A 22,424-nucleotide genomic window follows, 5' to 3' on the forward strand; every position below is an offset into this window, starting at 1 on the left:
GTGGTTCGACAGGATGGGTCTGGTGCGTCTCTCATAACCTCAATCTCTCGAACCGCCCGGTGCGGACCCGCATGCCGGGTGGTGTGGCAGGGGCGCGGCCTATGAAGGCCGCCCCCTATGCCGATTTCCGGCGTTTTTAGCGGAAGGCTAAAGCTGCTGATTTTTTTATGAAATTTCGCTTTACGACAGGTACATACCTGCGTATTATGCGCCCCACAGCAGGCACATAGCTCAGTTGGTTAGAGCACCACCTTGACATGGTGGGGGTCGTTGGTTCGAGTCCAATTGTGCCTACCAAACAAATCCACACTGCTGTGTGGTAACAAAAATGGCGATCCGCAAGGGTCGCCCTTTTTGCGTGTTGGCTGTAATTAAATGGACTCGCCCCGCGATCGTAATCCAGCCAGCACCTAATCTGTTGTCTGTACAGTCTTATCGCGGGGCAAGCCCGCACCACACCCGTTCCGCGATAGCGCCCTAAAATCCAGCCAGGAATGCTAAAATCCGCCGCTTGCATTCAGGAGATAGACGCGTGCGCAAAGTGGCGGTGGTAATGGCGGTGCTGGCTCTGGCCGGTTGCGAAAATGAAGTCGAAGGCGTGCACAAGCAGATTGCCGAGCAGTTGCCCAACCCCAAGACGGCCAAGTTCGGCAACGTACGAATCGACAAGCAGGGCGCCATCTGCGGCCAGGTACGCAGCAAGGATGACGCCGGGGTCTTCTTGCCTTACCGCAGCTACGTGGCCATCAAGCAGGCCGACGGCTACGAGATTGTCCTCGCCGACAAGGACAGCAACCTGCAGATTCGGGAAATCTGCGGTGGTGCCGACCTGCAGCGCCGCGCCGACGCCCTGGCCGACCAGCCAGCGCCTGAAGGCTGGGACGTCGAAATCGTCCAGGGCCCGAATATGGGCGCCCTCAGCGACATGACCGCACGCCTGATCGAGAAGCAGATCCCCTCGTCGGTGGCCTACCGTGACGGCAAGCCAGTGGTGCTGCTCGGCCCGTTCCAGAGCAAGGCTGACGCCGAAGCGAAGCAGGCCGATGTGATGGCGCGCCTGGGTACCGACTCGGTGGTCATCCAGCACGGCGCAACGCGCTAGCCAGCGCCTTTCCCGGCCTCGTGCGCTCACGGCTCGACAGTCGCTTGCTGGCGGCCGTGCTCGAGGTGGCAGACAACTGGATGGGGCTGCAGCGCGTCGAGCTGACCGTATACACCGACAATCAACCGGCATTGGCCCTTTATAAGCGCCATGGCTTTGATGTCGAAGGACAATTGCTTGACTATGCTTTGCGAGACGGCAGGTTGACCGACGTCTACAGCATGGCGCGTCTGAAGCGACGCGAACGTTGAGCAGGAGGGCCTTATGTCTACGCTTGAACGGGCCATTGCGGTGGCGGCCAGGGCGCATGAAGGGCAACAGGACAAAGGTGGCGCAGCCTATATCCTGCACCCGCTGCGGGTGATGCTGCGGGTCTCGACGGTCGAGCAGCGCATCGTCGCCGTGTTGCACGATGTGCTCGAAGACTCGCCCATGACCTTGTCGGGCCTGGCCCGTGAGGGCTTTGCCCTGAAGATCCTGGCGGCGGTGCAGGCGCTGAGCCGCCGCGATGAGGAAAGTTATGAGGCGTTTGTCATTCGCCTGGGCGGCGACCCGTTGGCGCGGGTGGTGAAGCTTGCCGACCTTGCCGACAACAGCGACCTCTCGCGCATCGCCATTCCCGGCCCGGAAGACATGGCCCGCCTGGCCCGTTACCAGCAGGCCAGCGCCTACCTGCAGGCGCTGGCTTGATCCTCAGCCGCAGGTACTGAGGTTCACCGGGCCGACAAACTCATTGCCGTGCCCCATCACGCAGGCCACTCGCTGATTGCGCTGGCGCTCCCAGGGCTGCGGCGGGTAGGTCTTGTTCCAGGCTTCATAGAGCTGGCGGTCCTGCTTGGACAGCTTGAGGCTGTACTGCTTGCTCATATAGAAGTAGGTGCGCGCAATCATCCCGCGGATCGATGGGCGCGGCATGACCTTCTTGGCCTTGAAGTCGACCTGGGTCAGGCATGAACCGTACTGCCCACGCTGCTCGGGCAGCCAGCCGAAACTGAAGTTGCTGCGGTCACCGTTGACCTCGCCAATGCTCGGCACCAGGTTGTGCAGGTCGGCTTCGGCGCGCTGGTAGACCTTGTCGTTGCGCGTGCAGTTCTTGCGCCCGCCGTCTTGCCAGCACTGGCGCTGATGGCCGATCTGCCAGGCCGGAACGATGTGCTCCCATTCAATACGCGAAGCGCGGTTGGCGTTTTTGCGCGGGATGTAGCCGCACGCGGCGAGATCAACCTTGTTGCCGTTGTACTTGCAGCCACAGTAAAACTCGGTGGACTGCGGTGCATACAGGCGCCAGGCGACTTTCTTGGCTTCGCTGAAGGTACGGGGTGCATCGGCGTGGGCGGTGGTGACACTGAACAGCAGGCAAGCGACTGCAAAAAACGAAACTCTCATGCGGGTTCAATCTTCCTTTGGCACAACCCAGAAAATCTGCACGCCACCGTCATCGCGGTAGGCGAGGGTGACGTTGTCGTTCTCGGCGATTTCCTCAAGCAAGGTCGCCCAATCGTCGGGGGATTCATGCTCGAGGCGGAAGATCAGTGCGGCCCGGGCCTTTTGTGCGGTCGGTGAATTGATGATTTTCTGGATGCGAATGCCCAGTTGCTCGTAACTGCTGGCAGGGGCGGAAGTGGTGGCCACGAAACGTTCCTTATTTAGCTGTATGCGCATACAGTATTTTACTGTAAGCAATTTCGCAACAGCTCGTCGGTGAAAGAGCGCATTCGACCGCAAACCGCGCAGTTTGCTGCGGTCTGTTTAAAGTTTTTTTGCCGAGGATAGGTGAGGCATGCTTGCCCGTCCTACAAGACGGGCAAGTGCCGGAGGGGTACTTGACTCAGTATTCCCAGAAGATCCGCTGCAGCTCTTTGCTGTCCTGGGTCTTGGTCAGGGCGACCATGGCCAGGATCCGGGCTTTTTGCGGGTTCAGGTCGTGGGCCACGACCCAGTCGTTCTTGTCGTCAGGCTGCTCGGCGTTGCGCAGCACGAAGCCGCCGGCGTTGACGTGGGAGGAACGAATGATCTGCACGCCTTCCTTGCGCAGTTCCTGCAGGGCAGGCACCACGCGCGACGACACCGAACCATTGCCGGTACCGGCGTGGATGATCGCCTTGGCGCCGCCCTGAACCAGGGCTTTGTAGGCGGTATCGGTGACGTTGCCGTAGCCGTAGGCGATGTCCACGGCAGGCAGGCTGCTGATGTTCTTGATGTCGAATTCCGAATCCATGGTGTGACGCTTGGCAGGCAGGCGGAACCAGTAGGATTTACCCTCGACCACCATGCCCAGCGGGCCCCATGGGCTCTTGAAGGCTTCGGTCTTGATGTTGACGGTTTTGCTGACGTCACGACCCGACTGGATCTCGTCGTTCATGGTCACCAGTACGCCTTTGCCGCGCGATTGCTTGTTGCTGGCAACCGCCACGGCGTTGTACAGGTTGAGCATGCCATCGGCGGACATCGCGGTGCCCGGACGCATCGAGCCCACGACCACGATCGGCTTGTCGGTCTTCTCTACCAGGTTGAGGAAGTAGGCGGTCTCTTCCAGGGTGTCGGTACCGTGGGTGATGACGATACCGTCAACGTCCTTGCTGTCGGCAAGCTCGGCAACGCGCTTGCCCAGTTGCAGCAGGTTGTCGTTGTTGATGCTTTCGGAGGCGATCTGCATCACCTGTTCGCCGCGCACATTGGCAAGGTTTGCCAGTTCCGGAACGCCAGCGATCAGCTTGTCCACCCCCAGCTTGGCGGCCTGGTAGGTCGCGCTGTTGGCGGCGCTGGCGCCGGCGCCTGCGATGGTGCCGCCGGTGGCGAGGATCACCACGTTGGCCAGTTTCTGTTGATTCTCCACTTCCTTGGCGTTGACGCCTGCGGGCAGTAACAGCAGCAGGGCCAAAGCGCCCGGAACGAAGGAGTTAAGCGCAGCTTTCATCGTTGATCTCTCTTATGAATGGAGTTCGCTGTGTAGCTGGCAGGAGGGAGCAGAAAACGGGCCAGCTCTGCCGCTCGTCGTATTTCATGTTCAATCTATTGATTTATATGAATTTTAAATGGTCTGAGAAGGACTGGCTGGGTGTCTTGCTGTTCGGAAATCCGAATAATTACTGCTTTGGGGTTCGGTTTTCCGGTTAATTTGACGATAATTCCGACATGCAACTTCCAGTGCGTTTGCGGCGGCGAATTTGACAAAGGCTGGTTGCGTTCGCATAGTGAGCTAACGCAAACGTTTGCGAGCCGATAAAAATCATAAGATTCGGAGTAATCCCATGAAGCTGCCGTTCGCAGGACGCCTTTTGGCGGTCGCCGTACTGTCCTCGCTCTCCCTCGCAACGCCCCTGTCCCAGGTCCAGGCGGATGAAAAGCCCAAGGTCGCCCTGGTAATGAAATCCCTCGCCAACGAGTTCTTCCTGACCATGGAAGACGGTGCCAAGGCCTACCAGAAAGAGCACGCCGCCGACTTCGACCTGGTCTCCAACGGCATCAAGGACGAGACCGATTCCGGCAATCAGATTCGCATTGTCGAGCAGATGATCGTTTCCGGGGTCAACGCCCTGGTCATTGCGCCGGCCGACTCCAAGGCCCTGGTGCCGGTGGTGAAAAAAGCCATGGATGCCGGCATCACTGTGGTCAACATCGACAACCGCCTGGATCCCGAGGTGCTCAAGAGCAAGAACCTCAGCGTGCCGTTCGTGGGCCCTGACAACCGCAAGGGCGCGCGCCTGGTGGGTGAGTACCTGGCCAAGGAGAAGCTCAAGGCTGGTGACGAGGTCGGCATCATCGAAGGCGTATCGACCACCACTAACGCCCAGCAGCGTACGGCCGGCTTCAAGGATGCGATGGAAGCAGCGCAGATCAAGATCGTCTCGGTGCAGTCGGGCGACTGGGAAATTGCCAAGGGCAATGCGGTCGCCGCCGCCATGCTCAATGCCCACCCCGGACTCAAGGCGCTGCTGGCCGGTAACGACAGCATGGCCCTGGGCGCGGTCTCGGCGGTACGCGCGGCGGGCAAGGCCGGTCAGGTCCAGGTGGTCGGTTACGACAACATCAACGCCATCAAGCCGATGCTCAAGGACGGTCGCGTGCTTGCCACCGCCGACCAGTACGCCGCCAAACAGGCGGTGTTCGGCATCGAGGCAGCGCTGAAGATGCTCAAAGGCGAAAAGCCTGAAGTGGATGCCGACAATGTCATCCAGACACCGGTCGAGCTGGTTACCAACAAGTAGTCGCACGGTGCGCCTGCCCGACGGCAGGCGCCAGGAGAACAGGCAATGTCAGCGACTGCGGATGTCGTACTTTCAGTCAGCGCAATCGGCAAGACCTACGCCCAGCCGGTGCTGGGCGATATCGATCTGAGTTTGTACCGTGGCGAGGTGCTGGCCCTTACCGGTGAGAACGGGGCGGGCAAGAGTACCTTGTCGAAAATCATCGGCGGCCTTGAAACGGCCACCACCGGGCAGATGCACTATCAGGGTCAGTCTTATCAGCCCGGCAGCCGTGCCGCCGCCGAGCGCCTTGGCGTGCGCATGGTCATGCAGGAGCTCAACCTGCTACCGACCCTGACGGTGGCCGAGAACCTGTTTCTCGACAACCTGCCCAGCCGTGGCGGCTGGATCAGCCGCAAGCGCCTGCGCCAACTGGCCCAGGCGGCCATGGCCCAGGTCGGCCTGGATGCCATCGACCCGGACACCCCGGTCGGCGAGCTGGGCATCGGCCACCAACAGATGGTGGAAATTGCCCGCAACCTGATCGGCGACTGTCATGTGCTGATCTTCGATGAGCCCACGGCCATGCTCACCGCGCGCGAGGTCGAGTTGCTGTTCACCCAGATCGAGCGCCTGCAGCAGCGCGGCGTGGCCATCGTCTACATCTCTCACCGCTTGGAAGAGCTCAAGCGCATCGCCCAGCGCATCGCCGTGCTGCGCGACGGCAAGCTGGTGTGTGTCGAACCCATGGCGCGCTACAGCAGCGCAGAGCTGGTCAACCTGATGGTCGGCCGCGAACTGGCCGAGCACATCGACCTGGGTCAACGCCAGATCGGCGCACCGATCCTCAAGGTCAATGGCCTGAGCCGCGCCGACAAGGTCCGTGAAGTGTCCTTCGAGGTCCGCAGTGGTGAAATCTTCGGCATCTCCGGGCTGATCGGCGCCGGCCGTACCGAATTGCTGCGCCTGATCTACGGCGCCGACCGCGCCGACAGCGGCAGTATCGAGCTGGGTAATCCTTTGCGTGCAGTGCAGGTCGACTCGCCGGTGGCTGCCGTGCGCGAGGGCATTGCCCTGATCACCGAGGACCGCAAGGGCGAAGGCTTGCTGCTGTCGCAATCGATCAGCGCCAACATCGCCTTGGGTAACCTGCCGGCGATTTCCCGTGCCGGCGTGCTCGACAGTAAAGCCGAACGTGAGCTGGCCCAGCGCCAGATCAGTGCCATGCGCATTCGCAGTTCCAGCCCCGAGCAGGTGGTCGGCGAGCTGTCTGGCGGCAACCAGCAAAAGGTGGTGATTGGCCGCTGGCTAGAACGTGACTGCACGGTGCTGCTGTTCGACGAACCGACTCGTGGCATCGACGTCGGTGCCAAATTCGACATCTACGGCTTGCTCGCCGAGCTGGCGCGCCAGGGCAAGGCGCTGGTGGTGGTGTCCAGTGACCTGCGCGAACTGATGCTGATCTGTGACCGCATTGGCGTGCTCAGTGCCGGGCGCCTGATTGACACCTTCGAGCGCGAACATTGGACCCAGGATCAATTACTGGCCGCGGCCTTCGCCGGCTATCAGAAACGTGATGCGTTGCTGCATGAAGCAGCACCCAGGACAACTTCATGAAAACCACTCCAGTGGACACTGCTGCTCCGAGCGCCAAGCGCAACAGCAGCTATTACGGCCTGGGTACTTACCTGGGCCTGGCCGGCGCCTTGCTGGCAATGATCGTGCTGTTTTCCTTTCTCAGTAGTCATTTCCTGTCTTACGGCACCTTCAGCACCCTGGCCAACCAGATCCCCGACCTGATGGTGTTGGCGGTGGGCATGACCTTCGTCCTGATCATCGGCGGCATCGATCTCTCGGTAGGCTCGGTGCTGGCCCTGGCGGCCTCGGCAGTCAGCGTGGCAATTCTCGGCTGGGGTTGGAGTGTGCTGCCGGCCGCCTTGCTTGGCATGGGTGTGGCGGCGCTGGCCGGGAGCATCACCGGTTCGATTACCGTGGCCTGGCGGATTCCGTCCTTCATCGTTTCCCTGGGTGTGCTGGAAATGGCCCGGGGCGTGGCCTATCAGCTGACCAACTCGCGCACCGCCTACATCGGCGACGCCTTTGCCTGGCTTTCCAATCCACTGGCTTTCGGTATATCACCGTCGTTCATCATCGCCCTACTGGTGATCATCCTCGCCCAGTTGGTGCTGACTCGCACGGTGTTCGGCCGCTACCTGATCGGCATCGGCACCAACGAAGAAGCGGTGCGCCTGGCCGGTATCGACCCGCGTCCGTACAAGATCCTGGTGTTCTCACTGATGGGGTTGTTGGCCGGCCTTGCCGCGCTGTTCCAGATTTCCCGTCTGGAGGCCGCCGACCCCAATGCCGGCTCCGGCCTTGAGCTGCAGGTCATCGCCGCCGTGGTCATCGGCGGCACCAGCCTGATGGGCGGACGCGGTTCGGTGATCAGCACCTTCTTCGGCGTGCTGATCATCTCCGTGCTGGCTGCAGGCCTGGCCCAGATCGGCGCATCGGAGCCGACCAAACGCATTATCACCGGGGCGGTCATTGTCATCGCCGTGGTCCTCGACACCTACCGTAGCCGACGTGCAAGTCGGCGGAACTGACCCATGGCAACCATCAAAGATGTCGCGGCACTGGCGGGGATTTCCTACACCACCGTGTCCCATGTACTGAACAAGACCCGACCGGTCAGCGAACCGGTGCGCCTGAAAGTCGAGGCGGCCATTGCCGAGCTCGACTACGTGCCCAGCGCTGTGGCCCGTTCACTCAAGGCGCGCAGCACCGCCACCATTGGTCTGCTGGTGCCCAACAGCGTCAACCCGTACTTCGCCGAGCTGGCCCGGGGCATCGAGGATGCCTGCGAGCGCAACGGCTACTGCGTGATCCTGTGCAACTCCGACGACAACCCGCAAAAGCAGCGCAGCTACCTGCGCGTGCTGCTGGAAAAACGCATCGACGGTTTGATCGTCGCTTCGGTGGGTGAAGACAGCGACCTGCAGGGGAGTCTGGCCAATGTGCGCACGCCGATGGTTATCGTTGACCGCGCCCTGGAAGGGGTTGAGGCCGATCTGGTGCGCATCGATCACGAGCTGGGCGCCTACCTGGCCACCCGTCATCTGCTGGACCTGGGGCATCGTGATATCGCCTGCATCGGCGGCCCGGCCAGCACCAGCACGGCGCAAATGCGCCTGGCCGGGTTCCAGCGTGCCCTGGCCGAAGCTGGAGTCACGGTGGGCGAAGACCACATCGTCAACAGCGACTTCACCAGCCTGGGCGGTTATGCCGCTGCCGCGCAATTGCTCGATGGGCAGCGGCCGACGGCGATCTTCGCCGGTAACGACATGATCGGCATCGGCGTGTTGCGCGCTGCGGCCGAGCGCAACATCTGCGTGCCCGGCGAGCTGTCGGTGATCGGTTTCGACGACATCCAGCTCAGTCGCTACGTGTTCCCGGCGCTGACCACGGTCGGTCAATCGATTCGCGAGCTGGGTGAGAGCGCCGCGGCCCTGTTGCTGTCACGTATCGCCCAGCCTCTGCGCGGCGCGCCGGAGCAGCGCATCGTTGCACCGAAGATCGTGCTGCGTGAGTCCACCGCGCCACGCCCGGATCTTTTCAATGATTACCGCTGAGAACAGAACACCCATGCACGCCAAGGTAGTAGTGGTAGGTAGCCTCAATATGGACCTGGTGGCCCGCGCCCAGCGCCTGCCGCGCGCCGGCGAGACCCTGGCGGGCGAGTCCTTTGCCACCGTGCCGGGCGGCAAGGGCGCCAACCAGGCCGTGGCCGTGGCGCGTTTGGGTGCCGCGGTGGCGATGATTGGCAACGTCGGCGACGATGCCTACGGTCAACAGCTGCGCCAGGCGTTGCTCGACGAGCAGATCGACTGTCAGGGCGTAGCGGTGTGTCCGGGGGTATCGAGCGGCCTGGCGCTGATCGTGGTGGATGCCAGCAGCCAGAACTCCATCGTCATTATTCCCGGTGGCAACGGCCAGTTGCTGCCTGAATCGGTACAGGCTTTCGACGCCTTGCTGCAAGGTGCCGAAGTCATCATCTGCCAGCTGGAAGTACCGCCGCAGACGGTGGCCTACACCCTGGAGCGTGGCCGTGCCCTGGGCAAGACTGTGATCCTTAATCCGGCGCCGTGCACGGGCCCGTTGCCGCTCAACTGGTACAGCGCCATCGACTATCTGATACCCAACGAAAGCGAAGCGCAGGCGCTGACCGGGCTGCCGGTGACCGACCTGGCCAGCGCCGAGGCCGTGGCCAGTCACTTGTGCAGCCTCGGGGTGAAAAACGTCATCGTCACCCTTGGCGCCCAGGGTGCGTTATTCGCCAATGCCCAGGGTTTCAAGCACTTTCCGGCGTCAGTGGTGCAACCGCTGGACACCACTGCGGCGGGCGACACTTTTGTCGGTGGTTTTGCCGCCGCTCTGGCGCGGGGCATGGAGGAGGGCGAAGCGATTGCCTTCGGCCAGCGCGCCGCGGCCCTCTCGGTCACTCGCGCCGGAGCCCAGCCTTCGATCCCTTACCTGGCCGAGCTGCAACCATGAAAAAGACGCCTTTGCTCAATATCGCCCTGTCACGGCTCATTGCCTCGCTAGGCCATGGTGACATCCTGGTCATCGGCGACGCCGGTTTGCCGGTGCCGTCTGGTGTCGAGCTGATCGACCTGGCACTGACGCCTGGGATACCCGACTTCGCCAGTGTCCTGCGCACGGTGCTGAGCGAGATGCAGGTGGAAAGCCATGTGCTCGCCAGCGAGATGTTCAAGGCCAATCCCCCAGGCCTGACCGCCATCGAGCAATGCCATGCCCATGGTCAGCTCGGCGCCCGCAATCTGCTCAGTCATGCCGAGTTCAAGCAGCTCAGCCGCAGCGCCCGCGCCGTGGTGCGCAGCGGTGAGTGTCAGCCCTACAGCAATATCGCCTTGATCGCTGGCGTCACTTTCTAGATTCTTACCTTACAAGGACGTGTCCAATGATTGAACTGATCCAACCTGCCAAACGTTTGCTCCAAGGAGTACTGCTGATGTCCCTGCTGTCGGCGGGTGCCGCCCAGGCTGCACCGATCGATCTGATCATCGACACCGACCCCGGTGCCGACGACGTGGTGGCCTTGCTGTTGGCCATGGCCTCGCCGGATGAACTGAAGATTCGCGCCATTACCACGGTGGCCGGCAACGTGCGTCTGGACAAGACCTCGCGCAATGCGCGGCTGGCCAGGGAATGGGGCGGGCGCGAGGACATTGCGGTGTATGCCGGTGCGCCCAAGCCGTTGCTGCGTACGCCCATCTATGCGGCGAACATTCACGGCGAGGAGGGCTTGCCCGGTGTGTCGGTGCATGAGCCCAGGCTAGGCCTGGCCAAGGGCAACGCTGTGCAGTACCTGATCGACACCCTGGGCAAGGCCGAGCCGCACAGCATCACCCTGGCCATGCTCGGCCCGCAGACCAACCTGGCCCTGGCGCTGATCCAGGCGCCGGAGATCACCAGGGGCATCAAGGAAGTGGTGGTGATGGGCGGTGCTCACTTCAACGGCGGCAACATCACCCCGGTGGCCGAGTTCAACCTGTTCGCCGACCCGGAGGCCGCCGAAGTGGTGCTCAGCAGCGGGGTCAAACTGACCTACCTGCCCCTGGATGTCACCCACAAGGTGCTGACCAGCGAAGCGCGGCTCTCACAATTGGCAGCGGTGAACAACCAGGCCAGCAAGCTGGTGGTGGATATTCTCAATGCCTACGTCAAGGCCGACATGGCGCACTACGGCATGCCGGGAGGCCCGGTGCATGACGCCAGCGTGATCGCCTATCTGCTCAAGCCCGAGCTGTTCAAGGGGCGGCAGATTCACCTGCAGGTGGATAGCCGCGAAGGCCCGACCTACGGCCAGACCATAGCTGACTGGTACAACACCCTTGAGCAGCCGAGTAACGTGATGTGGGTCGACAGTGGCGATGCCCAGGGCTTTTTCGACCTGCTCAGTACGCGGCTTGCGCGTCTGAAGTAGGGGGCGTATAGCGTTCAAAGACCTGATCGACGAAGCTGCGCGCAGCTTCGTTGCCCAGGTCTTTGACCAGCAGGTCGACGGCAATCAGCATCAACTCTTCGGCGCTGGCGGGGCTGTAGGCGCTCTGGCCCTCGGCCCATCTGACCTTGATGTCGGCATCGATGATATGGCTTGTCATGAGTCATTCCGAAAAAACTGCGTGCGCTGTGGGTTCAAATACCGGGTCCTGGCGTTTGAAGAGGGAGGCCTCATTGCGCTCCGCCCAAGCCTTCAGTAAATCATGCCCAAGCCTGCCAATGCACTGCGACTTAGGCATAAGCGCAGGGGCGTGGCAAACTAACGGTTTCCAGCGTGTCGGAACAGTGCTGTGCAGATCGATTTGAACAACCCCGAACAGTTCACCCTTGAATCCGTGCGTAGCCTGCTTGCCGCAGGCAGCAATGCGCTGCATAACCAGTTGCGGGTCAACCGTGGCGGTATCGCTTGGCTGTCGCAAGTGGTCGGTGGCCGTGAGCTGGAGGGGTTGGCCTTTCGCCTGGAAACCTGGGCGGCCGGTTCTGGTTGCGTTGGCGAACAGGCGGCGGCGGACGAGCGTTGGGTGTTGCAGGTGTTCAACGTGTTGAAGCGCAACTGGCCGAAACCCTCGAGCGACTACATTGACCTGTACTGAGTGTCGACGAGGTTTGTGCAAAATCCCGTGACGATTGCATTTTTACCTGAGTGCGCTGGCTCAGGCAGACTTGGCGGGTTTTGCAACGAAAAACCAGCGAAGCTGTCAGATAGACAGCAGTATTCCCGTATTCAAAGGAGGATTCATGTTCCGTGCATCATTGATGAGCCTGTTGGCGGTCACCGTTCTGGCGGGTTGCAGCAGCACTGGCGGTTCGTCGTCGAAGGCGCCTGAGGCTGGGGCGGCGAACAATGACGGCCGTTGCCAGGCCAGCGGCGCTGAGTTCGCCGTCGGCAAGCAGGCTACCCCGGTGTTGATCGAGCAGGCGCGCAAGGCCAGCGGCTCGCAACTGGCCCATGCCCTTGGACCGCATGATGCCATGACCATGGATTACCGCTCCGAGCGCCTGAACCTGCACACTGATGCGCAAGGCGTGGTTGTTCGCGTCAACTGCGGCTGATCCCAAAAAACAGGCACAAAAAAACCCGTCACATGGACGGGTTTTTTATTCGGTCAGATCTTACTCTGGACGAACTTGTGCAGCCTGCATGCCCTTCTGGCCTTTTTCGGCAACGAAGGAGACAGTCTGGCCTTCCTTCAGGCTTTTGAAACCGTCGGATTCGATAGCCTTGAAGTGAACGAACAGGTCGTCGCCGCCACCTTGTGGAGTGATGAAGCCGAAGCCTTTCTCATCGTTGAACCATTTTACGGTGCCGGTTTGGCGATTAGACATGGGTGTATCTCCAAGAAACATGATTTTCAGTAGTGCGGTGTTGCCGAGGCCAACAGGGTGCACCAAGACATCATAGTCTAATTATGGGCTTGTAGCCCCTTTTACCTTCGCAGATTGCTGATCTGGAGCAAATTAGCGATGGATTACCTGGCCAAAGGCCTATTTTTTCGGGGTGCAGGCAGCTGCGACCTGTTTTCGCGTGTTCTCCATTAGTGTCGCATTTACGCCATCCTGCAGGGTGTCCAGGTCCTTGATCTGCTCATCGGTGAGGTTTTTTTCGAGCACCTTTGCGGCGCAGCTGCAGTGCGCTTCGGCTTTGTCCTTGGTCACGCCTTGCTGCTTCTGCGCCTGAGCCACGCAGGACGTCTGGTAGTCGGCGGGCAGCTTGCCGGCATTGGCGCCCAGCGGCAGCAACAGGGCAGAAGCCGCCAGGGCGAGAAAAGACTGAAGTCGCATAGCCAAGCACTCCTTGGGGTCGAGTCTCACAAGAGTAGGTCGATTCACAAACTCTGAGCGGAAAAAATCCGTTCAAGTTCACCGCTTCGGCGTAAATTCCGAATATTTCTGCCTGGGCGGTCAATCTGCGGTCAATCGTGCAAAAGCTTTGTGCTAGCATGTCCGGCTCGGGATGTTCGGCCTTTTGCCGCCCCGGATCCTTTGTTCGTTTTACTCCAGTCACTCTGGTTCGTTCCCTGGCAGGCTTTCGGGCTTCTGCCACTGTGAGGCAGGCTTTGCTTGTGCAAAGACAGGGGCGGATCGCGTACTGGCTCATCCCAACCCACGTGACCTTTGGTAGGGGTCACCACTAGGAGAGGAGGCGCCATGCCCATTATTACTCTTCCCGATGGCAGTCAACGTTCCTTCGACAAGGCTGTATCCGTAGCCGAAGTCGCCGCATCCATTGGTGCCGGCCTGGCCAAGGCCACCGTCGCCGGTAAAATCGACGGCCAGCTGGTCGATGCTTGCGACCTGATCGAACACGACGCCCGTCTGCAAATCATCACGCCCAAGGACGAAGAGGGGCTGGAGATTATCCGTCACTCGTGCGCCCACCTGGTCGGCCACGCGGTCAAGCAGCTGTATCCGACCGCGAAAATGGTCATCGGTCCGGTCATCGACGAAGGCTTCTATTACGACATCGCCTACGAGCGTCCTTTCACGCCTGACGACATGGCTGCCATCGAGCAGCGTATGCAGCAGCTGATCGACACCGATTACGACGTCATCAAAAAGGTCACCCCGCGCGCCGAGGTGATCGAAGTGTTCAAGGCCCGTGGCGAAGACTACAAGCTGCGCCTGGTCGAAGACATGCCGGATGAACAGGCCATGGGCCTGTACTACCACGAAGAATACGTCGACATGTGCCGCGGTCCGCACGTGCCGAACACGCGTTTCCTGAAATCGTTCAAGCTGACCAAGCTGTCCGGCGCCTACTGGCGCGGTGATGCCAAGAACGAGCAGCTGCAGCGCGTCTACGGCACCGCCTGGGCCGACAAGAAGCAGCTGGCTGCCTACATTCAGCGCATCGAAGAAGCGGAAAAACGCGATCACCGTAAAATCGGCAAGCGCCTGGGCCTGTTCCACCTCCAGGAAGAAGCGCCGGGCATGGTGTTCTGGCACCCTAACGGCTGGACCCTGTACCAGGTACTGGAACAGTACATGCGCAAGGTCCAGCGCGAGAACGGCTACCTGGAGATCAAGACGCCGCAGGTTGTTGACCGTTCGCTGTGGGAAAAGTCTGGCCACTGGGCCAACTACGCCGACAACATGTTCACCACCCAGTCGGAAAACCGCGACTACGCCATCAAGCCAATGAACTGCCCTTGCCACGTGCAGGTGTTCAACCAGGGCCTGAAGAGCTACCGCGAGCTGCCGCTGCGTCTGGCCGAGTTCGGTGCCTGCCACCGTAACGAGCCGTCCGGTGCCCTGCATGGGATCATGCGTGTGCGTGGCTTCACTCAAGACGATGCGCACATCTTCTGCACCGAAGAGCAGATGCAGTCCGAATCCGCTGCGTTCATCAAGCTGACCATGGATGTCTACGCCGACTTCGGCTTTAAAGACATCGAAATGAAGCTGTCCACCCGCCCTGAAAAGCGCGTGGGTTCCGATGAGCTGTGGGATCGCGCCGAAGCCGCACTGGCTGCCGCACTGGACAGCGCCGGGCTGCCGTACGACCTGCAGCCGGGCGAGGGCGCCTTCTACGGTCCGAAGATCGAGTTCTCGCTCAAGGACTGCCTGGGCCGCGTCTGGCAGTGTGGTACCCTGCAGCTCGACTTCAACCTGCCGATCCGTCTGGGCGCAGAATTTGTGTCCGAAGACAACGGCCGCAAGCATCCAGTAATGCTGCACCGCGCCATCCTCGGATCGTTCGAGCGCTTCGTCGGAATTCTCATCGAGCACTACGAAGGTGCGTTCCCGGCCTGGCTTGCGCCAACCCAGGCGGTGGTCATGAATATCACCGACAAACAGGCTGAATTTGCTCAACAAGTGGAAAAAACTCTGGCCGAAAGCGGTTTCCGTGCCAAGTCCGACTTGAGAAATGAGAAAATTGGCTTTAAGATCCGCGAGCATACCTTGCTCAAGGTTCCTTATCTCCTGGTTATCGGGGATCGGGAAGTCGAAACGCAAACTGTCGCTGTGCGTACCCGTGAAGGTGCAGACCTGGGCTCGATGCCCGTCGCCCAGTTCGCGGACTTGCTCGCGCAAGCGGTTTCCCGGCGTGGTCGCCAAGATTCGGAGTAATTACTATTAAGCGTGATATGAGACAAGACAAACGAGCTGTACCGAAAGCCCCGATCAACGAGAATATCTCGGCACGCGAGGTTCGGTTAATTGGCGTTGACGGCGAGCAGTTGGGCATCGTCTCGATTGATGAAGCGCTTCGTATCGCTGAAGAAGCGAAGCTGGATCTGGTAGAAATCTCTGCTGATGCCGTACCTCCTGTCTGCAAAGTCATGGACTACGGCAAGAGCCTGTTCGAAAAGAAGAAGCAACAGGCCGCAGCGAAGAAGAACCAGAAGATCATCCAGATCAAAGAAATCAAGTTTCGTCCAGGGACGGAGGAAGGGGATTACCAGGTAAAACTACGCAACCTGGTACGTTTCCTTAGTGATGGGGACAAGACCAAGATCTCTCTGAGATTCCGTGGTCGTGAGATGGCCCACCAGGAGCTGGGTATGGAACTGTTGAAGCGGATCGAAGCTGATCTCGCCGAATACGGGACCGTCGAACAGCATCCTAAGATGGAAGGACGCCAGCTTTTGATGGTCATCGCCCCCAAGAAAAAGAAATAACCACCAGGGCACGGCAGGCCTTGCGGTTATGTTTATCAACTGAATGCGGAGTATCCGAACATGCCAAAGATGAAAACCAAAAGCGGTGCAGCCAAGCGTTTTTTGAAAACCGCTAACGGCATCAAGCACAAGCACGCTTTCAAGAGCCACATCCTGACCAAAATGTCGACCAAGCGTAAGCGTCAACTTCGCGGTAGCAGCCTGCTGCACGCGTCGGACGTGGCAAAAGTCGAGCGCATGCTGCGCCTTCGTTAATTTTTGGTTCTAGATAGAGGAAGTTACTCATGGCTCGTGTAAAGCGTGGCGTCATCGCTCGTAAGCGTCACAAGAAAATTCTGAAACTGGCTAAAGGTTACTACGGCGCACGCTCGCGCGTATTCCGTGTTGCCAAGCAAGCGGTCATCAAGGCAGGCCAATACGCCTACCGCGACCGTCGTCAGAAAAAACGTCAGTTCCGCGCTCTGTGGATCGCTCGTATCAACGCTGGTGCGCGTATCAACGGTCTGTCCTACAGCCGCCTGATCGCTGGCCTGAAAAAAGCGTCGATCGAAATCGACCGTAAGGTTCTGGCTGATCTGGCAGTGAACGAAAAAGCGGCGTTTGCTGCGATTGTCGAGAAAGCTAAAGCCTCGCTGGCTTAAGTACCCCGACAATCACCCGGCGTCATTTCCGGCGCCAGGTGTTAACGTCTTAATAGGGGAAGAGCCTGCGCTCTTCCCCTATTTTGTATCTGGAGTCTGTACATGGAAAACCTGGACGCGCTGGTCTCCCAAGCCCTGGAGGCCGTGGAACGCGCTGAAGACATCAATGCCCTGGAACAGATCCGGGTTCAATTCCTTGGCAAGAAAGGCGAACTGACCCAGGTGATGAAGACCCTGGGCAACATGCCTGCCGAAGAGCGGCCAAAAGTTGGCGCGCTGATCAACGACGCCAAGGAACGCGTCACCGAGGTGCTCAACGCGCGCAAAGCGGCTTTCGAAGAAGCCGAGCTCAGCGCCCGTCTGGCTGCCGAGTGCATTGATGTGACCCTGCCGGGCCGTGGCCAGACCTCCGGTGGTCTGCATCCGATCACCCGCACCCTGGAGCGCATCGAGCAGTTCTTCACCCACATCGGCTACGGCATCGCCGAAGGCCCTGAGGTCGAAGACGACTACCACAACTTCGAAGCACTCAACATTCCCGGCCACCACCCGGCCCGGGCAATGCATGACACCTTCTATTTCAATGCCAACATGCTGCTGCGTACCCACACCTCGCCGGTGCAGGTGCGGACCATGGAGTCCAGCCAGCCGCCGATCCGCATTGTCTGCCCGGGCCGCGTCTACCGCTGCGACTCGGACCTGACCCACTCGCCGATGTTTCACCAGGTCGAAGGCCTGCTGATCGATCGCGACATCAATTTCGCCGACCTCAAAGGCACCATCGAAGAATTCCTGCGGGTGTTCTTCGAAAAGGAACTGGCGGTGCGTTTCCGTCCGTCCTTCTTCCCCTTCACCGAGCCATCGGCTGAAGTCGACATCCAGTGCGTGATGTGCAGCGGCAAAGGTTGCCGTGTGTGCAAACAGACCGGCTGGCTGGAAGTCATGGGTTGCGGCATGGTTCACCCGAACGTGCTGCGCATGTCTGGCATCGACCCTGAAGAGTTCCAGGGCTTTGCCTTCGGCATGGGCGCCGAGCGCCTGGCCATGCTGCGTTACGGCGTCAACGATTTGCGCCTGTTCTTCGACAACGACTTGCGGTTCCTTGCGCAATTTCGCTAGGTCGCGCACCCGTAACGAATCTTTCAGGAGAGCAGGATGAAATTCAGTGAAAAATGGCTGCGCGGTTGGGTCAACCCGCAGGTATCCCGAGACGAGCTGGTTGCCCGTCTTTCGATGGCCGGTCTTGAAGTCGACAGCGTAACCCCGGCTGCCGGTCAGTTCAGCGGCATCGTCGTCGGTGAGGTGCTGAGCACCGAACCACACCCCGACGCCGACAAACTGCGTGTATGCCAGGTCAGCAGCGGCAGCGAGACCTTCCAGGTAGTGTGCGGCGCGCCAAACGTGCGCCCTGGCCTGAAGATCCCGTTCGCGATGATCGGCGCCGAACTGCCGGGCGACTTCAAGATCAAGAAAGCCAAGCTGCGTGGCGTTGAGTCCAACGGCATGCTGTGCTCGGCGGCCGAGCTGCAGATCAGCGAAGAGAACGACGGCCTGCTGGAACTGGCTGCCGACGCGCCGGTGGGCGAAGACATTCGCGTGTTCCTGGATCTGGACGACGCCAGCATCGAGATCGGCCTGACCCCGAACCGTGGCGACTGCCTGTCCATCGCCGGCCTGGCGCGTGATGTCGGCGCCTTGTACGACGTCGCGGTCACCCCGCTGGAAGTGCCGGCCGTTGCTGCCGCCCACGACGAAGTGCGCCCGGTTGAAGTGCTGGCTCCAGCAGCCTGCCCACGCTACCTGGGCCGCGTTATCCGTAACGTCGACCTGTCGCGCCCGACCCCGCTGTGGATGGTCGAGCGCCTGCGTCGTTCCGACGTGCGCAGCATCGACGCTGCCGTCGACATCACCAACTACGTGATGCTCGAACTGGGCCAGCCGATGCACGCCTTCGATCTCGCCGAGATCAACGGCGGCATCCGCGTGCGCATGGCCGAGGAGGGCGAGAAGCTGGTGCTGCTCGACGGTCAGGAAGTGGCGCTGCGTAGCGATACCCTAGTCATCGCCGACCACTCCCGCGCCCTGGCCATCGCCGGCGTCATGGGTGGCGAGCACAGCGGTGTTTCCGCCACCACCCGCGACATCTTCCTCGAAAGCGCCTTCTTCGAGCCGATCTCCGTCGCTGGCAAGGCGCGTTCCTACGGCCTGCACACCGATGCCTCGCACCGCTACGAGCGCGGCGTCGACTCGCAGCTGGCCCGCGAAGCCATCGAGCGTGCCACTGGCCTGCTGCTGGAAATCGTCGGCGGCGAAGCCGGCCCTGTGGTCGACGTCACCAGCGAAGCACACCTGCCGAAGGTTGCGCCGATCACCCTGCGTGCCGAGCGTCTGACCCAGATGCTGGGCATGGAAATGGCCAGCGCCGACGTCGAGCAGTTGCTCAACGGCCTGGGCCTGAAAACCACCGTCGGCGAAGGGCAGTGGCAGGTCGAAGTACCAAGCCATCGCTTCGACATCAGCCTGGAAGTCGACCTGATCGAAGAACTGGCCCGCCTGTACGGCTACAACCGCCTGCCGGTGCGTTACCCGCAAGCGCGCCTGGCCCCGCAGGCCAAGGCCGAAGCCCGTGGCGAACTGCCGGCCCTGCGCCGTCTGCTGGTTGCCCGTGGCTATCAGGAAGCGATCACCTACAGCTTCATCGACCCGAAACTGTTCGAGCTGTTCAGCCCGGGCGTCGAGCCGCTGCTGCTGGCCAACCCGATCTCCAGCGACATGGCGGCCATGCGTGCCTCCCTGTGGCCGGGCCTGGTCAAGTCGCTGCAGCACAACCTCAACCGTCAGCAAGACCGCGTACGCATGTTCGAAAGCGGCCTGCGCTTCGTCGGCCAGCTGGGCGACCTCAAGCAAGAGCCAATGCTCGCCGGTGTCGTCTGCGGCAGCCGCCTGCCGGAAGGTTGGGCCAACGGTCGTGACAGCATCGACTTCTTCGACGTGAAAGCAGACGTAGAAGCGGTGCTGGGCTTCTCCGGTTCGCTCGCCGAGTTCAGCTTCGTACCGGGCCAACACCCGGCGCTGCACCCGGGCCAGACGGCACGCATCGAGCGTAATGGTCGAGAAGTCGGCTACCTGGGTGCCATCCACCCGGAGCTGGCCAAGACCCTCGGCCTCGATCGTCCGGTGTTCGTCTTCGAGCTGGTCCTGGGCGAAGTGGCCGATGGCCGCCTGCCGAAGTTCAGCGAGCTGTCGAAATTCCCGGAAGTCCGTCGTGACCTGGCCTTGGTCGCAGGACGTGATGTTGCTTCGAGCTCGGTGCTTGAAGTAATTCGTGACAATGCAGGCGAATGGCTCACGGACCTCAGGCTGTTTGATGTTTATCAGGGTAAAGGCATTGATCCTGATAGAAAAAGCCTCGCCGTAGGCTTGACCTGGCAGCATCCGTCGCGCACTCTTAATGATGAAGAGGTGAACACCGCGACACAAAACATCCTCACCTCGCTCGAACAAAGGTTGAACACCACGTTAAGGAAATAGCGTATGGGTGCTCTGACGAAAGCTGAGATGGCCGAACGGCTGTACGAGGAGCTGGGCCTGAACAAACGTGAAGCCAAGGAATTGGTTGAACTGTTCTTTGAGGAAATCAGGCACGCTCTGGAAGACAACGAGCAGGTCAAATTGTCCGGATTCGGCAATTTTGACCTGCGTGACAAACGCCAGCGGCCGGGCCGCAACCCCAAGACCGGGGAAGAGATCCCGATCACGGCGCGTCGAGTCGTCACCTTTCGTCCAGGGCAGAAGTTGAAAGCCCGAGTTGAGGCCTATGCTGGAACCAAGTCATAACGACGAGCTTCCGCCGATTCCAGGCAAACGCTACTTCACCATTGGTGAAGTGAGCGAGCTTTGTGCGGTAAAACCGCACGTGCTCCGCTACTGGGAGCAGGAATTCCCGCAACTCAACCCGGTGAAGCGCCGCGGTAACCGGCGGTACTATCAGCGCCAGGACGTGCTGATGATCCGTCAGATCCGCGCATTGCTGTACGACCAGGGCTTCACCATCGGCGGGGCGCGTTTGCGCCTCTCTGGCGATGAAGCCAAGGACGACACCACCCAGTACAAACAGCTGATTCGGCAGATGATTGTCGAGTTGGAAGATGTGTTGGTGGTGCTGAAGAAGTAGCCCTTATCGGGCCGGGAATTTTGGAAAAAATGCTTCCATAATTCAAAAGGTTAGGGTACATTCTTCAACGTTCTTAGCAACTAGGAGAACATGCTTCAAGCCCAGTCGGGGCGTAGCGCAGCCCGGTAGCGCACTTGCATGGGGTGCAAGGGGTCGAGTGTTCGAATCACTCCGTCCCGACCATTATTTACTGAGTAAAATCAGGCAGTTAAGCCGGTTATCTGAACCGGCTTTTTTGTGCCCGCGCAAAACATGCGCAAAACTCGCGCAAAACTACCCGGCGAAATCGCCGATATCCAGGTCAGCTTCGACCTCGGACCACACCACATCTTCGTGCCCTTTCTGGTAGTTCCTGGTCATGCCTTCGGTAGCATGTCCGGCGATCTTCTGGCCGTCTTTGCCTGCTCGCTTGTACAGGTGAAGGGATAGGGCGCGCACTTCATGAAACCCCGGCATCTCTTCCTCTTTGAGGTCGTTGTAACAGCCGGCGGCATCCCTCGCATCCTTGAAGGCTCGGGTGAGAAACCTCTCATCCACCTTCGTCCAGTGGTCCTTTCCTTCGCGCTTCTTCTTTCGTTCCGGCCGGCGATGCACCAGATACGGCGACAGGATGTCGTCCCGGCATCTGGTCAGCACTTCGCCCAGTTGGTCGGTGATCTTGATTTTCAGCCAACCGGCGTCAGATGCCTTCTCGGTCTTGCTCTGGACCACGTACAGAAATCCGTCCCTCGCATCTTCAAACTTCATGTTGAGGATGTCGCCGCGTCGCTGTGCGGTGATCAATGCCAGGTCGATCGCGTTCTGCAGCCAGCGCGGGGATTTCTCGCGGATGGCCTTGAGGCCCTCGACGGTGTGGCGCTTGCGCTGCTTCTTCTCGATCTTGGGGATGGTGCTGGCCGCGGGGTTGTCCGGGCAAAGGCCCTTCGCCGCAGCGTGGTTGAATACGTCAATTAGGATTGCCCGGGCCTGGTTGCTGGCGCGGGCGGTCAGTGGCTCCAGAAACTCGGCAACCATGCGGATGGTGATTTGGTCCACCGGCCGCTCGCCGAGGGCGGCCCTGACTTGCTTGAACCTGACTGCGTACAGATCGAGCGTTGCCTTTGCCAGCTCCCGGGGCGGGAGAACGTCCCGCTCGTAGGTGTCGAGAAACTCCGCGATGGTGATCGATGTTTCGCCCAGGACGGCAGCCACGAGGTCGCCGCCGCGCAGGAAGGTGGTGTTCAGTTGCGATGCGGCGTCGATAGCATTGCCGCGATCGGCACCGAACTGAAACCACTTGCCATCCGTTGGGCGCCGGTAACGGTAAGTTCCCCGGCGCGCATCGAAGTAGAGGTTCTGGGGCAGGCCTTTGTTGGCCTTGTTCCTTGGTCGAGGAACCATTACGCAGCTCCTTTCAGCACCATGTCGACCAGTGCATTGCCAGTGGTCCGCTGGTAGGCGGCCCAGTCAACGTACCAGATATTGCCGATGCGCTCGCCGGGTAGCTTGCGGTCGCGAAGGTAATTGCGGATGGCTTGCGCACACAGAGGGGTGCCGTTTTCGCCCCATTTTCGGCGCTGAAACACGCTGATCTTGATCAGTTCTTTTTTCATGATTGTCTCCACGCCGCGCATG

Annotated in this window: 27 protein-coding genes, 2 tRNA genes and 1 pseudogene; 22 read left to right on the forward strand and 8 right to left on the reverse strand. The window is 60.4% G+C overall.

The genetic code is table 11. The features are described 5' to 3' along the window. Window positions 1-220 precede the first annotated feature (220 nt). The 4 genes and pseudogenes from ACRESH_RS17180 (at window position 221) to ACRESH_RS17195 (ending at window position 1,792) form a co-directional block, all read left to right on the forward strand. A tRNA-Val gene (locus tag ACRESH_RS17180) sits at window positions 221-297 on the forward strand. A gap of 235 nt (window positions 298-532) precedes the next feature. Next, window positions 533-1,102, forward strand: a complete 570-nt coding sequence (locus ACRESH_RS17185) for an SPOR domain-containing protein (RefSeq protein ID WP_431743106.1) — start codon at window positions 533-535, stop codon at window positions 1,100-1,102. A gap of 38 nt (window positions 1,103-1,140) precedes the next feature. Further along, window positions 1,141-1,353, forward strand: a pseudogene (locus tag ACRESH_RS17190) (GNAT family N-acetyltransferase); the annotation flags it as partial. Between the two features lie 13 nt (window positions 1,354-1,366). Next, window positions 1,367-1,792 (forward strand): GTP pyrophosphokinase, encoded by a 426-nt coding sequence (locus tag ACRESH_RS17195; RefSeq protein ID WP_431743107.1) that lies wholly within the window; start codon window positions 1,367-1,369, stop codon window positions 1,790-1,792. A gap of 3 nt (window positions 1,793-1,795) precedes the next feature. Here ACRESH_RS17195 and ACRESH_RS17200 read toward each other — a convergent pair whose 3' ends face one another. From ACRESH_RS17200 to ACRESH_RS17210, 3 genes are all read right to left on the reverse strand, one after another. Continuing rightward, on the reverse strand, window positions 1,796-2,488 hold the full coding sequence (locus ACRESH_RS17200; protein WP_431743108.1) for an endonuclease: 693 nt from the start codon (window positions 2,486-2,488) through the stop codon (window positions 1,796-1,798). A 6-nt stretch (window positions 2,489-2,494) separates the two neighbouring features. Continuing rightward, window positions 2,495-2,764: a DUF1654 domain-containing protein gene (locus tag ACRESH_RS17205; protein WP_045184252.1), complete on the reverse strand. Its 270-nt coding sequence runs from the start codon at window positions 2,762-2,764 to the stop codon at window positions 2,495-2,497. A 166-nt stretch (window positions 2,765-2,930) separates the two neighbouring features. After that, window positions 2,931-4,019: an asparaginase gene (locus ACRESH_RS17210; RefSeq protein ID WP_431743109.1), complete on the reverse strand. Its 1,089-nt coding sequence runs from the start codon at window positions 4,017-4,019 to the stop codon at window positions 2,931-2,933. Window positions 4,020-4,353: 334 nt separating this feature from the next. Between ACRESH_RS17210 and ACRESH_RS17215 the strand changes: the two genes are divergently transcribed. From ACRESH_RS17215 to ACRESH_RS17245, 7 genes are read left to right on the forward strand one after another with little or no spacing between them, the layout of a single operon-like run. Beyond that, window positions 4,354-5,310 carry a sugar ABC transporter substrate-binding protein gene (locus ACRESH_RS17215; RefSeq protein WP_431743110.1) on the forward strand — a complete coding sequence of 319 codons (957 nt, stop codon included), beginning with the start codon at window positions 4,354-4,356 and terminating at the stop codon, window positions 5,308-5,310. Between the two features lie 45 nt (window positions 5,311-5,355). After that, window positions 5,356-6,906, forward strand: coding sequence for a sugar ABC transporter ATP-binding protein (locus ACRESH_RS17220; RefSeq protein WP_431743111.1), 1,551 nt, complete (start codon window positions 5,356-5,358; stop codon window positions 6,904-6,906). Continuing rightward, window positions 6,903-7,895 (forward strand): ABC transporter permease, encoded by a 993-nt coding sequence (locus ACRESH_RS17225; protein ID WP_431743112.1) that lies wholly within the window; start codon window positions 6,903-6,905, stop codon window positions 7,893-7,895. Before ACRESH_RS17220 ends, ACRESH_RS17225 begins: the two co-directional genes overlap by 4 nt. Window positions 7,896-7,898: 3 nt before the next feature. Next, window positions 7,899-8,921 (forward strand): LacI family DNA-binding transcriptional regulator, encoded by a 1,023-nt coding sequence (locus ACRESH_RS17230; RefSeq protein WP_431743113.1) that lies wholly within the window; start codon window positions 7,899-7,901, stop codon window positions 8,919-8,921. A gap of 13 nt (window positions 8,922-8,934) precedes the next feature. After that, window positions 8,935-9,843: a ribokinase gene (gene rbsK, locus ACRESH_RS17235; protein WP_431743114.1), complete on the forward strand. Its 909-nt coding sequence runs from the start codon at window positions 8,935-8,937 to the stop codon at window positions 9,841-9,843. Beyond that, window positions 9,840-10,244 carry a D-ribose pyranase gene (gene rbsD, locus ACRESH_RS17240; RefSeq protein ID WP_431743115.1) on the forward strand — a complete coding sequence of 135 codons (405 nt, stop codon included), beginning with the start codon at window positions 9,840-9,842 and terminating at the stop codon, window positions 10,242-10,244. Before rbsK ends, rbsD begins: the two co-directional genes overlap by 4 nt. A gap of 26 nt (window positions 10,245-10,270) precedes the next feature. Continuing rightward, complete coding sequence (locus ACRESH_RS17245) at window positions 10,271-11,296, forward strand: nucleoside hydrolase (protein WP_431743116.1); 1,026 nt, start codon at window positions 10,271-10,273, stop codon at window positions 11,294-11,296. On the opposite strand, the gene ACRESH_RS17250 is transcribed toward ACRESH_RS17245, so the two are convergent. Continuing rightward, entirely contained in the window at window positions 11,268-11,474 is a 207-nt protein-coding gene (locus tag ACRESH_RS17250; RefSeq protein ID WP_431743117.1) for a hypothetical protein, read from the reverse strand. The two genes, ACRESH_RS17245 and ACRESH_RS17250, sit on opposite strands and share 29 nt — an antisense overlap. Before the next feature lie 189 nt (window positions 11,475-11,663). Here ACRESH_RS17250 and ACRESH_RS17255 point away from each other — a divergent pair, with 189 nt between their 5' ends. Together ACRESH_RS17255 and ACRESH_RS17260 are read left to right on the forward strand one after the other, a co-directional pair. Further along, window positions 11,664-11,966, forward strand: coding sequence for a hypothetical protein (locus ACRESH_RS17255; protein ID WP_431743118.1), 303 nt, complete (start codon window positions 11,664-11,666; stop codon window positions 11,964-11,966). 145 nt (window positions 11,967-12,111) lie between these two features. Further along, window positions 12,112-12,426, forward strand: a complete 315-nt coding sequence (locus tag ACRESH_RS17260; RefSeq protein ID WP_431743119.1) for an I78 family peptidase inhibitor — start codon at window positions 12,112-12,114, stop codon at window positions 12,424-12,426. Between the two features lie 60 nt (window positions 12,427-12,486). Here the strand turns inward: ACRESH_RS17260 and ACRESH_RS17265 are convergent, their stop codons facing one another. Beyond that, window positions 12,487-12,699 (reverse strand): cold-shock protein, encoded by a 213-nt coding sequence (locus ACRESH_RS17265; RefSeq protein ID WP_003179963.1) that lies wholly within the window; start codon window positions 12,697-12,699, stop codon window positions 12,487-12,489. Between the two features lie 159 nt (window positions 12,700-12,858). Then, window positions 12,859-13,155: a hypothetical protein gene (locus ACRESH_RS17270; protein ID WP_431743120.1), complete on the reverse strand. Its 297-nt coding sequence runs from the start codon at window positions 13,153-13,155 to the stop codon at window positions 12,859-12,861. A 366-nt stretch (window positions 13,156-13,521) separates the two neighbouring features. On the opposite strand from ACRESH_RS17270, the gene thrS reads away from it, so the two are divergent. From thrS to ACRESH_RS17315, 9 genes are all read left to right on the forward strand, one after another. After that, window positions 13,522-15,444, forward strand: a complete 1,923-nt coding sequence (thrS, locus tag ACRESH_RS17275) for a threonine--tRNA ligase (RefSeq protein ID WP_431743121.1) — start codon at window positions 13,522-13,524, stop codon at window positions 15,442-15,444. After that, complete coding sequence (gene infC, locus ACRESH_RS17280; RefSeq protein WP_431743182.1) at window positions 15,444-15,995, forward strand: translation initiation factor IF-3; 552 nt, start codon at window positions 15,444-15,446, stop codon at window positions 15,993-15,995. The genes thrS and infC overlap by 1 nt, the downstream gene beginning before the upstream one ends. 60 nt (window positions 15,996-16,055) lie before the next feature. Next, window positions 16,056-16,250: a 50S ribosomal protein L35 gene (gene rpmI, locus ACRESH_RS17285; protein WP_027620572.1), complete on the forward strand. Its 195-nt coding sequence runs from the start codon at window positions 16,056-16,058 to the stop codon at window positions 16,248-16,250. Between the two features lie 29 nt (window positions 16,251-16,279). After that, window positions 16,280-16,636: a 50S ribosomal protein L20 gene (gene rplT, locus ACRESH_RS17290; protein ID WP_010222414.1), complete on the forward strand. Its 357-nt coding sequence runs from the start codon at window positions 16,280-16,282 to the stop codon at window positions 16,634-16,636. A gap of 102 nt (window positions 16,637-16,738) precedes the next feature. Continuing rightward, a complete protein-coding gene (gene pheS / locus ACRESH_RS17295; RefSeq protein ID WP_028941672.1) occupies window positions 16,739-17,755 on the forward strand; it encodes a phenylalanine--tRNA ligase subunit alpha in 1,017 nt (338 codons plus the stop codon). Window positions 17,756-17,791: 36 nt separating this feature from the next. Further along, a complete protein-coding gene (pheT, locus tag ACRESH_RS17300) occupies window positions 17,792-20,167 on the forward strand; it encodes a phenylalanine--tRNA ligase subunit beta (RefSeq protein WP_431743122.1) in 2,376 nt (791 codons plus the stop codon). Window positions 20,168-20,170: 3 nt separating this feature from the next. After that, the gene (gene ihfA, locus ACRESH_RS17305; protein WP_002553164.1) at window positions 20,171-20,473 is read left to right on the forward strand and encodes an integration host factor subunit alpha; all 303 of its coding nucleotides are present in this window, start codon (window positions 20,171-20,173) and stop codon (window positions 20,471-20,473) included. Next, window positions 20,454-20,810, forward strand: a complete 357-nt coding sequence (locus tag ACRESH_RS17310; RefSeq protein ID WP_010222411.1) for a MerR family transcriptional regulator — start codon at window positions 20,454-20,456, stop codon at window positions 20,808-20,810. The genes ihfA and ACRESH_RS17310 overlap by 20 nt, the downstream gene beginning before the upstream one ends. 106 nt (window positions 20,811-20,916) lie before the next feature. Then, window positions 20,917-20,993, forward strand: a tRNA-Pro gene (locus tag ACRESH_RS17315). A 90-nt stretch (window positions 20,994-21,083) separates the two neighbouring features. On the opposite strand, the gene ACRESH_RS17320 is transcribed toward ACRESH_RS17315, so the two are convergent. Together ACRESH_RS17320 and ACRESH_RS17325 are read right to left on the reverse strand one after the other, a co-directional pair. Further along, a complete protein-coding gene (locus ACRESH_RS17320) occupies window positions 21,084-22,190 on the reverse strand; it encodes a phage integrase Arm DNA-binding domain-containing protein (protein ID WP_431743123.1) in 1,107 nt (368 codons plus the stop codon). Continuing rightward, the gene (locus ACRESH_RS17325) at window positions 22,190-22,402 is read right to left on the reverse strand and encodes a hypothetical protein (RefSeq protein ID WP_330079499.1); all 213 of its coding nucleotides are present in this window, start codon (window positions 22,400-22,402) and stop codon (window positions 22,190-22,192) included. The genes ACRESH_RS17320 and ACRESH_RS17325 overlap by 1 nt, the downstream gene beginning before the upstream one ends. Window positions 22,403-22,424: the final 22 nt, after the last annotated feature.

This window comes from Pseudomonas sp., assembly GCF_050739775.1.
GTDB lineage: Bacteria > Pseudomonadota > Gammaproteobacteria > Pseudomonadales > Pseudomonadaceae > Aquipseudomonas.